Consider the following 15,616-nt stretch of genomic DNA (forward strand, 5'->3'; position numbering starts at 1 on the left):
CGTGAAGCACACCCGACGTCGCACGTTCTTCCGTGTGGTCGGTGCCCTTCTCGGTGTCGTACTCGCAGTCGTGCTCGGATCTGCGGCCTGGATTGCGGCAATGTCCTACGGCCGCGTACACGACGTCGCAGACGCACCCGAAGCGCCGGTCGTCGTCGTGCTCGGATCGCAGGTGCGCGAGGGCAAGCCGATGAAATTTCTCTCCGGACGGCTGGATGCCGCGATCGCACTGATCGAATCCGGTCGCGCGCATGCGATTCTGGTGTCCGGGGACGCGAACGGCAACTCCGGCAACGAAATTGCCGCGATGACCGACTACCTGGTCGACGCAGGCATCGACCGAAGCAGGATCGTCGGCGACGACTACGGACTCGACACCTACGACACGTGCGCCCGGGCGGCGACCACGTTCGGGGTCACCAAGGCGCTCGTGGTGAGTCAGGGATTGCACGTGTCGCGGGCGGTTGCTCTGTGCCGCGACGCAGGCATCGACGCCCACGGTGTGGACGCCGAATGCGAATGCAACTGGTTGGCCGTGGTGCGGAACTTCGGTCGGGAGTGGTTGGCCCGGCCCAAAGCGGTACTGGACCTGATGTCGGGGCGGCCACCTGCTGTCGTCAGCGAGGTGGACGGCGCGCTCACTGCTGCCACCGAGGGCGGGTGATGGCGCCCGGTGCGCGCGAGGTGGCACAGGAACGTATCTGCTCGCGCGCGGGCGGCGCAGCCGCATCACAACTCGACGACGTCCAATTCGCCGGCGGCATGCGAGCTGCGCAGGCGTTTCTTGTCGTACTTGCCGACGCTGGTCTTGGGCACCTCGTCGATGAACGTCCATCGTTCGGGTAGCTGCCAGTGCGCGATTCGGGGCTCGAGGAAGCCGCGTAGCTCAGCAGCGGACACCGTGGCGCCGTCGCGGACGACCACGGCGACCAGCGGCCGTTCGTCCCACTTCGCATCGGGAACACCGATGACCGCTGCCTCACGGACAGCAGGATGCTCCATCATGTGGTTCTCCAGTTCCACCGACGAAATCCATTCGCCGCCGGACTTGATGATGTCCTTCGCGCGATCGGTCAGCCGCAGATACCCGCCGGACGAGATGGTGCCCACATCGCCGGTCCTGAGCCACCCGTCGTCGAACTTGTCCGGTGCATCGTTGCGGTAATAGCTACCGGTGATCCATGGACCGCGAACCTCGACCTCACCGACGTGCTCCCCGTCCCAGGGCAACTCCTTGCCGTCGTCGTCGACGAGTCGGGCCCGAACCCCGGCGACGAACCGGCCCTGCGTGCACCGAAGATCGAACTCCTCCTCGGCTGAAAGTCCGACGTCCGGACGACCCGAGGTGCCCAGCGGCGAGGTCTCGGTCATTCCCCACGCCTGGGAGATGTGGACGCCGTAGTCGTTGTGGAATGCGCGCATCAGACTCGGCGGACAGGCGCTTCCCCCGACCAGCACATCGCGTAGACACGACAGATCCACCGGATGCTCGGCGAGATGCGCGTGCAGGGCCTGCCAGATCGTCGGCACTGCCGCGGCGGCCGTGGGGCGCAGCGTCGCGATCATCTCGGCAAGAGGTGCAGGCTGAAGATACCTGTCCGGCATGATCAGCGACGCGCCGACCATCAGCGCCGCATACGGCAGACCCCACGACATAGCGTGGAACATCGGAACGATCGCGAGGACCGTGTCCGACTGAGCCAGCGCCATGGCGTCCGTCATGCACGCCTGCATCGAGTGCAACCAGATCGAACGATGCGAGTACACGACGCCTTTCGGGTCGCCCGTCGTGCCGGACGTGTAACACATTGCGGCGGCTGATCGTTCGTCGAGCTCGGGCCAGTCGAACTCCTGCGGCTTGCCCGCCAGCAGCTCCTCGTAGTCGTGCACCTCGATGCCTGCCGGTGCCTGCACGTCCGACGGATGCGCGCCGACCACCACCAGGTGACGCACCGTGGTCATCGCAGGAAGCAGCGGTGCGAGCAGGGGCAGCAGGCTCGCGTCGGCGAGGATCACCCGATCCTCGGCATGCTCGGCGATGTAGGTGAGTTGCTCGGGGAACAGCCTGATGTTGAGGGTGTGCAGCACAGCTCCCATGGCCGGCACTGCCATGTAGGCCTCCATGTGCGCGGCGTTGTTCCACATGAACGTGGCAACTCGTTGATCACCGTCGATACCGAGGGATCGAAGTCCGTGCGCGAGTTGGGCCGCTCGTCTCCCCAAGTCGGCGAAAGTGACGGTCGAGGGACCGGACTGTCCCCATGTGATGACCTCGGCAGTGGGGTGAATCGTGGTCCCGAACCGAACGAGCTGGCCGATCGACAACGGGGTGTCCTGCATGGTGCTCTTCATGAACGTCCCACTCCTCGAATCTCGACGCGACCTGTGCCGCACGTCACAGCGGCGACTGTACCCAGTCGGTCGGATCCGGGAGCGGCATTGCACGGTGAACCGTCATGATCTCGCCGCGCCCGAGGGTGATGGTCGAATGCGCCCTGCGTGCGTCGTCGGCGTCATGCGTGGCGAGCACGACGACGGCTCCACGGGCTGCCTCCTCGTCGACGACCGTGCCGATGATCGCGCGCGCTTCGGCGTCGAGGCCGGTGGTGGGCTCGTCGAGCAGAACCAGATCACCGTTCTCGACGAGCGCTTGGGCCAATAGGGCACGCTGACGTTGGCCACCGGACAGTGCGGACAGTTTTCGGGAGGTCAGCTCGGTGAGCTGCATGCGGTCGATCGCATCGGCGATGGCGCCGCGGTCCTCCCGCGTGGCGCGGCCGAGGATCCCGCGCCTGGGCCAGGTGCCCATCGCGACGACCTCGCCGACGGTCAGCGTCATGCGAGCATTGACATCACTGCGCTGCGGGACGTAACTGACGCGTCGGGCATGCGTGTCGAGTGCACCCGAGCTGGGTTCGACGACGCCTGCAAGTGCTTGCAGCAGTGTGGATTTTCCCGAACCGTTGTGCCCGACGAGCGCTGTGACGGTGCCGGGCTCGAAGTGCGCCGATACTTCGTGGAGTGCGACGGTCGATCCGTACCGGACGGACAAGGACTTGACGATCACCGATTCGCTCACGACAATCATTATCGCATAGGGTTCTCAGCTGTGGACTGGCTACTCGACCCCTTCGCCGTATCGTTCGTGCAACGCGCCCTGTGGGCGGGCATGCTCGTATCGATACTGTGCGCCCTCGTCGGAACATGGGTGGTGCTGCGCGGCATGGCATTTCTGAGCGACGCCATCTCTCACGGCATGCTCCCCGGAGTCGCGATCGCCTACCTGACGAGCGTCAACCTGCTCATCGGCGCGGCCGTCAGCGCGGTGATCATGATCGGGGGAGTGGCCTGGGTATCGCGACACTCTCGATTGTCGGAGGACACCGGCATCGGTTTGCTGTTCGTCGGCATGCTCGCACTCGGCGTCGTGATCGTCTCACGGGCACGCTCGTTCGCCGTCGATCTGACGGCATTTCTGTTCGGAGACGTATTGTCCGCGACGTACTCGGACCTGGTGTTTCTCGGTGTGGCGACTGTGCTCTCGCTCGTGGTGTCGGTGCTCGCGTACCGTCCGTTCGTCGCATTGATCTTCGACGAACGCAAGGCCCACACCTTCGGTTTTCGACCGCGACTCGCGCACGTGGTGCTGTTGGCCCTGGTGGTCCTCGCGGTCGTGGCGTCGTTCCGGATCGTCGGGACACTGCTGGTGTTCGGACTGCTCGTCGCGCCATCGGCCACGGCCTATCTGTTCGGCCGATCGATCGTGGTCTCGATGATCATCGCCACGGCATGTGGTTGGTCGGCAACCGTCGTCGGTCTCCTCGTGTCCTGGCATGCAAACACCGCCGCCGGTGCCACCATCGCCGGGCTCGCGGTCCTTCAGTTCTTCGTCGTCGCGGGCGTGAAATCCCTGTGCGGCAGGTGGGTTCGCGGGGTTCGGGGTGTTCGGGGTGAGCGAATGTCGCCTTCGCTCACTCTGGGGTGACCGAATGTCGCCTTCGCTCACTCTGGGGTGACCGAATGTGACATTCGCTCAGCGAAAGGTGACCGAATGTCGCCTTCGCTCACCGTGAAGTTACTGGATGTCGCCTTCGCTCACCGTGAAGTGACTGAATGTGACATTCGCTCACCGTGAAGTGACTGAATGTGACATTCGCTCACCGTGAAGTGACTGAATGTGACATTCGCTCAGCGAAAGGTGACCGAATGTCGCCTTCGCTCAGCGAAAGGTGACTGAATGTCGTCTTCGCTCACTCTGAGTGACTGAATGTCGCCCTCGCTCACCGTGAAGTGACTGAATGTGACATTCGCTCAGCGAAAGGTGACCGAATGTGACATTCGGTCACCCCACCCACCCCAGCGAACCCACACCCACTCGACCATAGGCTAATGTGAACGACAATCGTTGTCATTTGAGAGTGGAGTTTCGTGTTCGCGTGCAAGAGTGTTCTGGTGGTCGGTGTGATTGCCCTGGTGGTCGCAGGGTGTAGCAGCGCGGAGACCGCTGACGGCCCGGTGGTCGAGGGCTCGGGTACCGCCAGGCCCGGTAGTGACCTGGCTGCCGAGGACGGATCCACCGAGGTCGAAGGGCCTGAGCCCCGGCTTGTCGTCGCCGACGCAGACTCCGGCCGCATCGAGGTCCTCGATCTCGCGACGGAGGGAACGCTGGCATCGTTCGAGTTCGACGAGGCGTCGCGCATCACGACGATCAACGGCCGATACGTCATAGCCACGGGCGCCCACCAGGCGCATGTCGTCGATCCTGGGTCCTGGACCATCGACCACGGTGACCACTCCCACTCCTATGTCAAGGATCCTGTCGCGATCGGGACACTCGACGGCGACGAGCCTGCTCACGTCATCGCAGGTGACCGGAAAGTGGCCGTGTTCTTCGATGGCACAGGTACCGTCGATGTTGTCGACTTCGATTCGCTGAGCAAGGGTGAGTCCGCGATTGCCACCACGTTCGACGCCGATCCGCACCACGGGATTGCAGTGCCGTTGTCGGATCACTTCGTCGTATCCACCGGTGGTACTGAGGAGGGTCTGCCCGACGGACTCGAACTACGTGACGGCGCAGGAGAACTCGTTCGCGCTCTCGACGTGCAGTGCCCCGAGATGCACGGTGAAGCGGTGTTCTCGAACTACTTTCTCGTCGCCTGCCGCGACGGAGTGTTGAAAGTAGATGCTGCACAAAATTTTTCGACGACCATCTGGCCGTACCCGACGCCCGGTAAACGTGCGTGGGCCTTCGAGCAGGCACCCAAGGGTGCTCTCGTCGCCTCGTCGACCGAGCGCGGTGTGCTCGTCCTCGACAGCCGGTCGGGGGAGTGGGTGCGCGCGAACACCGCTGACGAATCGTTGGCCTCGGGCGTCTCCCGCGATGGCAAGACGGTGTTCTCGGTGCAGGCCGATGGAACCTTTCGGACCTTCGACGCGGCGACGGGAGCAGAACTGTCGTCGACGCCTGTGCTCGACGGACGTAATGACGTCGTGCCCGCGATAGTGGTCGGCGGTACCCGCGCGTACGTGAGCGACCCGGCGGCGAAGACGGTCACCGAGATCGACTACCGGGACGGTGGCCGCGTCGCGCGTACCTTCGACTTCGACTTCTCCCCGGCGTCGATAGCAGTGGTAGGAGCATGAAAAGAACTGTCCTGCTGATACTTCCGTTACTGGCCGTTCTTGCGGGATGCGCCGACGCCGGCGCATCGGGCAAGCCCACGATCGTGGTGACGACGAACATCCTCGGCGACATCGCGTCGAACATCGTCGGCGACAAGGCGGACGTCGTGGTCCTGATGCCGCCGAATTCCGACCCGCACTCGTTCGAGATCTCGGCTTCCGAGGCGGCGCGAGTCGAGTCCGCCGACCTGTTGATCGCCAACGGACTCGGGCTGGAGGAGGGTGTGACCAAGACCATCGAGGCGGCTAGGTCGAACGGAACCGAGATTCTCGAGATAGGTCCCGGGGTGGATCCGATTCGGTACGAGGGCGGGCAATCGAGCGGTGCGGACGATCCGCACATCTGGACGGATCCGCAACGAATGCGCACTGCGGCCCTGATGATCCGCAATGCACTCGATTCGATGGATGTGGATGCCGCTGCAGCCGAATACGATTCGAAGCTCGTTGCGCTCGACGGGCGCCTGCGGGAGAGGTTCGCGCCGATCGAGAATCGAAAGTTGGTGACCAATCATCACGTCTTCGGCTACCTCGCCGACCGCTATGGCTTCGAGGTGGTCGGTGCGGTGATTCCGAGCGGGACCACGTTGGCGTCGCCCAGTGCCTCGGACCTCGCGGATCTGGCGAGCACGGTCCGGGACGCGGGGGTCCGAACGATCTTCGTCGACTCCTCGCAACCCGACCGCTTGGCCCAGGTCATGGCGTCGGAAGCGGGTGTGAGCATCGACGTGGTGAAACTGTTCACCGAATCGCTCGGTGACGAGAATTCCGAGGCTTCGACGTACCTGGACATGATGGAGTTCAACTCGAAGGCCATTGCGGCGGGCTTGGTGCGGTGATCATCCACAGGCCGTACAGCGCCAAATCCGCTGTCTCACATGCATTTGTACGCACTACAAGCTTTGACAGACGTTTGCCGCTACCTGTACTTCTTTGTGCATGAAATCGATTCGATCGTCCAGAAGGCTCGGCGCTGCTCTCGCGCTTGGCACTTCGGTTGTACTACTGGCCTCATGCTCCGCCGAGACCGAGGCCGAGGCCGAAGGTGCAGCTGCGCAGACCAATCCGTCCGCAACGTCACGCTTGGCCGTCAGTTACGACGGCGGTGCCCTGATTCTCGACGCCGACACTCTCGACACCGTCGACGACATCTCCGGCATCAAGGGCTTCACGCGCCTCAACCCGGCAGGGGATGGGCGGCACGTCTTCGTCAGCGGTACAGGGGCATTCACGGCATTGGATGTCGGAACCTGGACCGAGGGTGCCGAGCACTACACGTCGACTCCCGCTCTGACGAACATCGCCTTCGACGCCACCACCCCCGGTCATGTAGTCCGCCACGACGGTAAGACCGTGTTGTTCGACGACGGGACAGGTCTGGTTCAGATCTTCGAGTCGGCCGCGCTTCTAGGCGGCAGCACACCGGAAACCGAGACCTATACGACGCCGGAAGCACATCACGGTGTCGCAGTGGAACTCTCCGATGGATCGCTGCTGACGACCATCGGCAACGAGGACGAGCGCACCGGTATCGTCGTGCTCGACGCCGAACGCAACGAGATCGTTCGAAACGAGGAGTGCCCGGGCGTGCACGGCGAAGCGGTGGCTGCGAACGAGACGGTGGTCGTCGGTTGCCAGGACGGTCTTCTCCTCTATCGCGGCGGTACGATCACCAAGGTACAGAGCCCGGATGCGTACGGGCGCATCGGTAATCAGGCGGGCGACGAGAACTCGACGATTCTCCTCGGTGACTACAAAGTCGATCCCGACGCCGAACTCGAGCGTCCGACGCGTGTGTCGCTCACCGACACGGTCTCCGGTCAACTTTCACTCGTCGATCTCGGCACCAGCTACACCTTCCGTTCGCTCGGCCGGGGACCCGATGGTGAGGCCATCGTGCTCGGTACCGATGGCGCACTTCATGTCATCGACGTCGACACCAAGGCCGTCACGCAGACCATCCCCGTCGTCGGCGCGTGGGAGGAGCCGGTCGAGTGGCAGGAGCCGCGTCCGGCGTTGTTCGTGCAGGACGGCACCGCGTACGTCTCGGAACCGGCTACCCGCGAGATTCATGCTGTCGATCTGTCCACCGGGGCGGTGACTGCGTCCGCTGAACTCCCGCAGACGCCCAACGAGCTCACAGGCGTCACCGGGTAGGTGCGCCTGCCCGTCCGCGCGCAGTGACGTCCAGCTGTCACTGCGCGTGCACGTGCGCTCTCACAGTGCGGCAGCCTTGGCCTCGAGGAATGCCCGCTCGCGTTCGTTACCTGCCAATCGTGCCGCGTCGAGAAGCTCCGCTCGCGCCTCGTCGACGCGGCCGAGCTGTGCAAGGAGGTTTCCTCGCACGCTGGGGAGCAGATGATAGTTCGACAGTGTTCCGGCGGCGACCAGACGGTCCACGAACTCCAGGCCCTTGGCGGGACCATAGGCCATCGATACCGCCGCGGCATGGTTGAGTGCAACCACATCGGACGGTGCGAGCTCCTGTAAAGCCTCGTACAGCAGCACTATTCGCTTCCAGTCCGTATCGGCGAACACCGCTGCCCTGGCATGACATTCGGCGATGGCCGCCTGCAGGCCGTACGGACCTCGCCCTCGGCCGATCCGGTCGGCGCGGTCGAGGGCCGCGAGACCGCGCGTGATCTGTCCACGATCCCACCGCGTTCGGTCCTGCTCCGGCAGCAGAATGGGAGTACCCGACGCATCGGTACGGGCCCCGAATCTCGACGCGTTCAACTCCATCAGCGCGACGAGGCCGTGCACCTCGGGCTCCTGCGGGACCAGTTCGGCGAGGATTCTGCCGAGCCGCAGCGCTTCGGCGCTGAGATCTGCGCGCATCCACTCAGTGCCCGAACTCGCCGAGTATCCCTCGTTGAAGATGAGATACAGCACGCTGAGCACTCCGCCGAGCCGGGACGCGAACTCCTCGCGTCCGGGAACCACGAACGGCACGTGTGCGGCCGTGAGCGACTTCTTCGCTCGCACCACACGTTGTTGCACGGTGGCGACCGGAGTCAGGAACGCCGCGGCAATCTGCTCACTGCTCAGGCCGCCGACCACTCGAAGGGTCAACGCCACCTGGCTTCGTCGATTCAGTACCGGATGGCACGCGACGAAGATCAGCCGTAGGACGTCGTCGTCGATATGGTCGGGATCCCAGCTCTCGTCCTCGAAGTTCGACGGGTTCGACGCCATGTCACGAGCGATGTGCGCGTACCGCTCGTCGAGTCGTTCGCTGCGACGCCAGCCGTCGATCGCACGCTTGCGTGCCACCGACGTCAACCATGCGGCAGGATTTCGGGGTATGCCGGAATCGGGCCACTGCGCGACGGCTTCGAGCAATGCCCCACTGGCCAGATCCTCGGCCAGATCGAGATCGCCGACGGTGCGGGCAATCGTCGCGATGATCTTGGCGGACTCCATCCGCCACACCAGATCGACCGCCCGTCGGACGTCCTCGGACATGATCTACGAGGTGACCGGGCGATCCGCGCCCGCGTCCTCGCGCCAGCCCGCTTCCTTCTGGATCCACTCGTTGCTCTGATCGAAGTCTTCCAGCTCGGTGACGCGCCGGACCTCCAGCTTGGTGCCCGGGCCGAGCGGGCAGCGCTTGGCCCACTCCACGGCCTCGTCCTTCGACTTCGTCTGGATGATCCAGAAGCCGGAGAACAGCTCCTTCGTCTCCCCGTACGGGCCGTCGGACACGATCGGGGTCTCGGCGTCGAAGTCGACGATGAAGCCTTCCTCCGGCCCGGCAAGTCCGTCGCCGGCGAGAAGAACGCCTGCCTTGATGAGGCTTTCGTTGTACTGGCCCATCGCGGCGATGATGTCGTCGAAGTTCAGATCCTTCGATGCCTCGATGGCCTCGTCGGTGGTGCGCATGATCAGCATGTACTTCATGGGGTTTCCCTCCGTCTCGGGACTTCCTGGTCCGTCCCTCTGCATACTCGTCGAACGGGCCTCGCGCGGATCGACACCCGGCGAAAAGAAATCTACCGAACCTCTCCGGCGATGCCACCGGTCTTCACTGCGCGGCCGCGCCGCATACAGTGGACGTTCACACCCGACCACATCCCAGGAGTATTTCCTTGAGTTGGATCCGCTTGAACGACGTCGCCAAGGGATACGACGGGAAGGTGATGCTGCGGGAGGTGTTCTTCCGGCTCGCCGACGGCGATCGCATCGGTCTCATCGGCCGGAACGGCACCGGCAAGACCACGCTGCTGCAGCTGTTGCTGGGGCGCGAGGCACCGGACACAGGAACCGTCGACGTCACCGAGGGCGCACGGATCGGTTACTTCTCGCAGTTCTCCGAGCTCGACGGCGATCGCAGTATCCAGGGAGAGTTGGAATCGCTGTTCGGGGCAGTGCATGCGATCGAGCTCGAACTCGCCGAGGTCGAGGCGGCCCTCGGCGGTGATCTCGACGAGAAGCAGATGTACAAGCTCGTCGATCGGCAGGCGGAACTGCTCGATGCGATGGAGAACAGTGGGGGGTGGACCTACCACCAACAGATCGACACCGTGCTCTCGATGCTCGGTTTCAACGACGAACGACGCGAGCTACCGGTGGACCGATTGTCCGGTGGTTGGCGTAACCGCGCGGCGCTGGCCAAGATTCTCCTCGAAGCTCCCGATGTGCTGCTGCTCGACGAGCCGACGAACTTCCTCGACGTCGCCGGCATCGCCTGGCTCGAGCGGTGGCTGCGAGACTTCCGCGGCGCCCTGCTCGTCGTCTCCCACGATCGCGCGTTTCTCGAGCAGGTCGTCACCAGCATCGTCGAGATCGAGAATCACCACCTTCAGACGTACGACGGCAGCTACTCGGATTACGTGCAGCAGAAGCAGTTTCGACTCAAGAATCTCGAACGCGAGTTCAGCAACGAGCAGCAGCTGCTGGCGTACGAGCAGGAGGCGATCAGCGACCGCACCGAAGCGATCAAGAACCCGAGCGGAGTTCTCAAGCGCCGGCTCGCGAACATCAAGAAGGCGAAGAACCCTCGGCCCGTGGACACCGTCGTCACGGCGATCTACGGCGGCCTGCATGTGCACGACAACTTGGCCGAGATCTCCGGACTCTCCAAATCCTATGGCAGTCAACAGCTTTTCGACGACGTATCGTTCACGGTCCATCGAGGTGATCGGATCGCCATCACCGGCCCCAACGGTTGCGGCAAGACGACGTTGGTCGACATTCTCACCGGCTCGGAACAGCCGGACAGCGGGAAAATCAAATGGAAGACGAAGGCACCGTCCTTCATCTGCTACAACCAGGTGCTCGCCGATCTCGATCCGGACGATACCGTCACCCATTCGGTGAATGCCATGCCGGACAGCCTTGCGTTGACGGCGACGAAGAAGGAAGTCAACCGCTTCCTGACCCTGCTCCAGTTCTCCGAACTGGACCTCAAGACGAAGATCGGCGTGCTGTCCGGTGGACAGAAGGCGCGAGTTGCGTTGGCGCAGTGCCTGTTGTTCGGTGCAGGCGTCATCGTGCTCGACGAGCCGACCAACCACCTCGACCTGCAGAGCACCCAGGTCCTCGAACGTGCACTCATGGCGTTCCCCGGAGCGGTGATTCTGGTGAGCCACGACAGATTCTTCGTCGAGAAGGTCGCGTTCCGGCAGCTGTCCTTCGACGGCAAGGGCGGTGTCGAGCAGATCGCCGGAGTACAGATGGCGTGATGCGTCCGGTCAGTCCTTGTAATAGACCACCTGGTGACTCGTGGCCAACAAGACTCCGTCGGTGCCCCACAGTTCCGCCGACTGGTCGAAGTAACCACGGTGAAAGCGTCGGGCCTGCGCCGTGCCGAGAAGGAAATCCTCGGACTGGGTCGCGAGGTCGTCGGCGGTGGCGAAGTAGTGAATCGTCATGGTGACGGTCCCTGCGGGCACGTACTTGCCGCGGCGTTGGAACACGCGCGGGTAGAACGCGTCGCACATCGACGTCAACGACGCGAAGTCGAGGGGACGCGGGGGCGTGTCTCGAATCCACAGTGCCGTAGCCGAATTCGGTGATTCGGTCTCGCTGAGTTGGCCCGAGGCGAATCGCATGTCGTAATTGCGCGCCCACGCGATGAACTCGGGGAAACCACCGGCGTCGAGATCGGTGGGCGACGGCACCGCCGGGGGTGATGCTTCGTCGTCGTCCCAGGTCCGACGCCGCGTGCCGAACAGTGCGGTTGCTGTGGTGACGATCTCGCCGTTCTGGCTCAGTTCGAGGTACCAGTGCTGGTTGGAGCGGTTGGTCCGTACCGGGCGGGCAACGACCTCGAATTCACCCTCGGCCACCGGTCCGGCGAAATTGATCGTCAGCGAGATCGGATCCCCGAGGCGCTCGGGGTGAAGCTGGACGGCGCGCACGAGCGTCGCGGCAGTGAGTCCGCCGAACGGGCCGACCATGTTGTTGTACGCCGCGGACGTCCGGCCCACGTAGCTTCCGGCGCTCAGACGTTCGAGTTCGAGTGCATCGTCGAACGGGTGGGTCGTGGTCGTGGATTCGGTCATGTCTCTCCCCGCGGTATCCGGCCAAAGCTATGCTGCGGATCATAATATGAGGCCGATCGAGGGACTCGTTCACCGTGCGTACGACGTGTCTCCCTCGGGGAGAAACAGGGCCGCCACGAGCCCGATCAAGCCGATGACAGCAAGAACGGTGAGCGCCAACGCGTACGAGCGGTCGGGTGTCGCCAACCCGGCGACGAGCAAGGTGCCTGCAACGGCAGTACCCAGGGACGAGCCGAGGTTCGATACGCACCGCGACAATCCGGAGATTTCGCCCTGCTTGTCTTCCGGGAACGCCGATTGCACGACGTTGACCGACGGAGTCAGCATCGCGCCGAGACCGACACCGACGAGCAGCAACCCTGGCACGAATGCCCACGCGCTCGTCCACTTCGGCACCAGGACGAGAAGGATCACGATGCCGGCGAACGTGGTGGCGAACCCCGCCATGATCAACGAACGCTGGGCGAAGCGAGCGGTCAACCGCTCGGCGATCAGAGATGCCCCCAGAATCCCTGCGGTGGCGGCAGTGAAGACCACCCCGGTCTGGATCGCGTTGTAGCCTCGCACGACCTGGAGGAAAGCCGAGACCACGAATGCGACACCCATCAGCAGCAGCCACTGGATGTTCTGTGTGACCAAGGCGAGATTGGACGTGCGATCGGCGAACAATCCGACCGAGAGAAGGGGCTCGTCGCCGCCGTGCTCTCGTGCGCGCGCGTACAGAAAGAAGCTGGCAAGAAACATCGCTCCACCGATGATCAGCACCACAGTCGTCTTGATGTTGTTGTCCGCCTGCAGAATTCCCATGACCAAGCAGACGAGCCCCGCGGCGGACAACAACGCGCCGACCCAGTCGAACGGGATGGAGGGATCGGCCGGCACCGGGTCCTCGATCCGTCTGCTGAGCACCACGATGGCAGCGACGATCAGCGTCTGGAACACGAAGGCTGCACGCCAATCGATCGCAGTTGTGATCAGCCCGCCGATCAGTGGGCCTGCGGCGGCGCCGATGCCACCCATCCCGGTGATCAATCCGAAGGCGCGGGCGCGCGAAGTCATGTCGCTGAACAGCATGGTGGTGAGGATGTACACCGGCGGGATGAGCAACGCGGTGCCGACACCCTGGAGGATCGAGTTGCCGAGAAGGAGAATTCCGAGATTCGGCGCGAGGGCGCTCGCCAGCGTGCCGATGCCGTAGATCACCAGGCCGAGAACGAAGCATCGCTTGCGGCCCCACAGGTCGGTCAGCTTGCCTCCCGGAATCATCAGCGCGGCCATCACCAGCAGAAACGCGGTGATGACGGTCTGGACTCCCTGCACTGTCGTATCCAGGTCGATGCTGATGTCGGTGATCATCACATTCATGTTCGAGCCCGCGAAGCTGCAGATGAACTGCGCTAGAGCGAGCGGAATCAGCATCCGCCGAACCGCGGCGGCCGGCCGTGACGAGCCGGGTCTGTCTGTCATCTCGCCCCCAGACGAGTGTTCCTGTCATCTGCACTGTGGACCATTGTGCTCCCGGACGTGTGCTCGATGGGCCGAATCCTGGGCCTTGACCTCTCAGGGCGATGGGGAGCACCATCGATGAAAACCGCACCGATGCACGGGGGTGTCGCGGCCATGCGTATCGAGGACTACGGCTTCATCGGTGATCTGCAGACATCCGCGTTGGTCGGGCGCGACGGTTCGGTCGACTGGCTGTGCCTGCCGAGTTTCGATTCCGCGTCGTGCTTCGCTGCATTGCTGGGCGACTCCGAACACGGCCGTTGGCTGCTCGCGCCCGCCGCGGACATCACCGGCGTCACGCGTCGGTATCAACCGGGGACGCTGGTGCTGGAGACGGACATCGACACCGCCGACGGCTCAGTTCGCCTGATCGATTTCATGCCCCGACGCGGATCGGGCCCGCCGCGTCTGGTCCGGATCGTCGAAGGTCTGCGTGGACGCGTTCCGATGCGCTCGAGCCTGTCGGTGCGGCCCGACTATGCCTCGATCACACCGTGGATCGACATCGTTCCCGACGGCGCACTCGCCACTGCAGGCCCGTCGTCGTTCCACTTCTGCACGATGCTCCCGCTGCATGTCGAGTCGGGAACGATCGAAGCGGACTTCACCACCGAGCCGGGTGGCAGGCACCATTTCACACTCGGCTGGCACGCGTCGTTCGAGCATGCTCCGCTCGTCGAGGACGCCGAGTCCGCGCTGGCCAGGACGGTCAAGTGGTGGCGCGACTGGACCGGCCGGTGCACCTACGAGGGCGCATTTCGAGACGAGGTCACCACGTCGCTCACGGTGCTCAAAGCGATGACCGACGAGACGACGGGTGCCATCGTCGCCGCGCCGACGACCTCGCTACCCGAAGCGCTCGGAGGCGTCCGGAACTGGGACTATCGTTACTGTTGGTTGCGTGATTCGGTGCTCGCACTCGAGGCTTTGCTCGCGGGCGGCTACACCGAGGAGGCAATCGCCTTCCGGGACTTCATGCTTCGTGTCGGCACCGGCGATCCCGCGAAGCTGCAGATCATGTACGGCATCCGCGGTGAGCGCAGGCTCACCGAGTTCGAGCTGGGACACCTGCCCGGTTACGAGGGATCGCGCCCGGTACGTGTGGGTAACGCTGCGTCGGAACAGTTCCAACTCGACGTCTACGGTGAGGTTCTCGGTGTCGCGCACAAGGGTGCCGAAGCCGTCGGGAAGATCGACAAGCACCTGTGGCCGCGCTGGCGAGCCGTCATCGAACATACCGAGACCATCTGGAGCTCGCCCGACGACGGGATCTGGGAAACACGGGGTCCGAGACAACATTTCACGCAGTCGAAAGTGATGGCGTGGGTGGTGTTCGATCGGGCGATCCGGCTCGCCGAGCAGTTCGATCTCGATGCTCCCGTCGAGCGGTGGCGGCAAACGCGTGATCTCATCCACCGTGAAGTCTGCGAGCGTGGATACGACTCGGAGAGGGGGACTTTCACGCAGTACTACGGATCTGCCGAGCTGGACTCCAGCGTGCTCCTGATCCCGATCGTCGGATTCCTTCCGCCGTCCGACGACCGGGTCACCTCCACGATCGACGCCATTCGCCGCGAACTGGGCCGCGACGGCTTCGTGTCTCGATACTCCACAGCGCTCACCGACGACGGTCTCCCCGGCGACGAGGGCCAGTTCCTCGCGTGCTCGTTCTGGCTCGTGAGCGCGTTGGCCCTGAACGGCCGTGTCGGCGAGGCACGCACGCTCTTCGAGCGGCTACTCGGTTTGACCAACGATCTCGGATTGCTCGCCGAGGAGTACGACGTCGCGCATCAGCGACAGGTCGGCAACTTCCCGCAGGCGTTCAGCCATCTCACCTTGGTCGGTGCCGCCTGTGCGATCACCGCTGCAGAATCGGCATAGGGCCCAGGCGGCACAACCGTCGGTGTGTTCTACGCGAG

At 63.9% G+C, this 15,616-nt stretch carries 13 protein-coding genes; 7 read left to right on the forward strand and 6 right to left on the reverse strand.

What is annotated here, in order from left to right; all coding sequences use genetic code 11:
• The first annotated feature begins 1 nt into the window (after window position 1).
• Window positions 2-664: a SanA/YdcF family protein gene (locus RY1_RS23375; RefSeq protein WP_072806451.1), complete on the forward strand. Its 663-nt coding sequence runs from the start codon at window positions 2-4 to the stop codon at window positions 662-664.
• 65 nt (window positions 665-729) lie between these two features.
• Here the strand turns inward: RY1_RS23375 and RY1_RS23380 are convergent, their stop codons facing one another.
• Window positions 730-2,352 (reverse strand): long-chain fatty acid--CoA ligase, encoded by a 1,623-nt coding sequence (locus RY1_RS23380; protein WP_072806452.1) that lies wholly within the window; start codon window positions 2,350-2,352, stop codon window positions 730-732.
• A gap of 43 nt (window positions 2,353-2,395) precedes the next feature.
• Window positions 2,396-3,088, reverse strand: coding sequence for a zinc ABC transporter ATP-binding protein AztA (gene aztA, locus RY1_RS23385; protein ID WP_072806453.1), 693 nt, complete (start codon window positions 3,086-3,088; stop codon window positions 2,396-2,398).
• A gap of 21 nt (window positions 3,089-3,109) precedes the next feature.
• Between aztA and aztB the strand changes: the two genes are divergently transcribed.
• The 4 genes from aztB (at window position 3,110) to aztD (ending at window position 7,842) form a co-directional block, all read left to right on the forward strand.
• Window positions 3,110-3,985, forward strand: coding sequence for a zinc ABC transporter permease AztB (aztB, locus tag RY1_RS23390; protein WP_072806454.1), 876 nt, complete (start codon window positions 3,110-3,112; stop codon window positions 3,983-3,985).
• A 467-nt stretch (window positions 3,986-4,452) separates the two neighbouring features.
• Complete coding sequence (locus tag RY1_RS23395; protein WP_245819902.1) at window positions 4,453-5,646, forward strand: PQQ-binding-like beta-propeller repeat protein; 1,194 nt, start codon at window positions 4,453-4,455, stop codon at window positions 5,644-5,646.
• The gene (locus RY1_RS23400; RefSeq protein WP_072806455.1) at window positions 5,643-6,524 is read left to right on the forward strand and encodes a metal ABC transporter substrate-binding protein; all 882 of its coding nucleotides are present in this window, start codon (window positions 5,643-5,645) and stop codon (window positions 6,522-6,524) included. Before RY1_RS23395 ends, RY1_RS23400 begins: the two co-directional genes overlap by 4 nt.
• 100 nt (window positions 6,525-6,624) lie before the next feature.
• Complete coding sequence (aztD, locus tag RY1_RS23405) at window positions 6,625-7,842, forward strand: zinc metallochaperone AztD (RefSeq protein WP_072806456.1); 1,218 nt, start codon at window positions 6,625-6,627, stop codon at window positions 7,840-7,842.
• A 60-nt stretch (window positions 7,843-7,902) separates the two neighbouring features.
• Here the strand turns inward: aztD and RY1_RS23410 are convergent, their stop codons facing one another.
• Both RY1_RS23410 and RY1_RS23415 read right to left on the reverse strand, forming a co-directional pair.
• Entirely contained in the window at window positions 7,903-9,150 is a 1,248-nt protein-coding gene (locus RY1_RS23410; RefSeq protein WP_072806457.1) for an RNA polymerase sigma factor, read from the reverse strand.
• Between the two features lie 3 nt (window positions 9,151-9,153).
• The gene (locus RY1_RS23415; RefSeq protein ID WP_072806533.1) at window positions 9,154-9,585 is read right to left on the reverse strand and encodes a YciI family protein; all 432 of its coding nucleotides are present in this window, start codon (window positions 9,583-9,585) and stop codon (window positions 9,154-9,156) included.
• A 188-nt stretch (window positions 9,586-9,773) separates the two neighbouring features.
• On the opposite strand from RY1_RS23415, the gene RY1_RS23420 reads away from it, so the two are divergent.
• Window positions 9,774-11,369: an ABC-F family ATP-binding cassette domain-containing protein gene (locus tag RY1_RS23420; RefSeq protein WP_072806458.1), complete on the forward strand. Its 1,596-nt coding sequence runs from the start codon at window positions 9,774-9,776 to the stop codon at window positions 11,367-11,369.
• Window positions 11,370-11,378: 9 nt separating this feature from the next.
• On the opposite strand, the gene RY1_RS23425 is transcribed toward RY1_RS23420, so the two are convergent.
• Window positions 11,379-12,191: an acyl-CoA thioesterase gene (locus RY1_RS23425; RefSeq protein WP_072806459.1), complete on the reverse strand. Its 813-nt coding sequence runs from the start codon at window positions 12,189-12,191 to the stop codon at window positions 11,379-11,381.
• Window positions 12,192-12,260: 69 nt separating this feature from the next.
• On the reverse strand, window positions 12,261-13,658 hold the full coding sequence (locus RY1_RS23430; protein ID WP_072806460.1) for an MFS transporter: 1,398 nt from the start codon (window positions 13,656-13,658) through the stop codon (window positions 12,261-12,263).
• A 153-nt stretch (window positions 13,659-13,811) separates the two neighbouring features.
• On the opposite strand from RY1_RS23430, the gene RY1_RS23435 reads away from it, so the two are divergent.
• Window positions 13,812-15,578 carry a glycoside hydrolase family 15 protein gene (locus RY1_RS23435; RefSeq protein ID WP_072806534.1) on the forward strand — a complete coding sequence of 589 codons (1,767 nt, stop codon included), beginning with the start codon at window positions 13,812-13,814 and terminating at the stop codon, window positions 15,576-15,578.
• Window positions 15,579-15,616 lie beyond the last annotated feature (38 nt).

Source organism: Rhodococcus yunnanensis NBRC 103083, assembly GCF_001895005.1.
GTDB lineage: Bacteria > Actinomycetota > Actinomycetes > Mycobacteriales > Mycobacteriaceae > Rhodococcoides > Rhodococcoides yunnanense.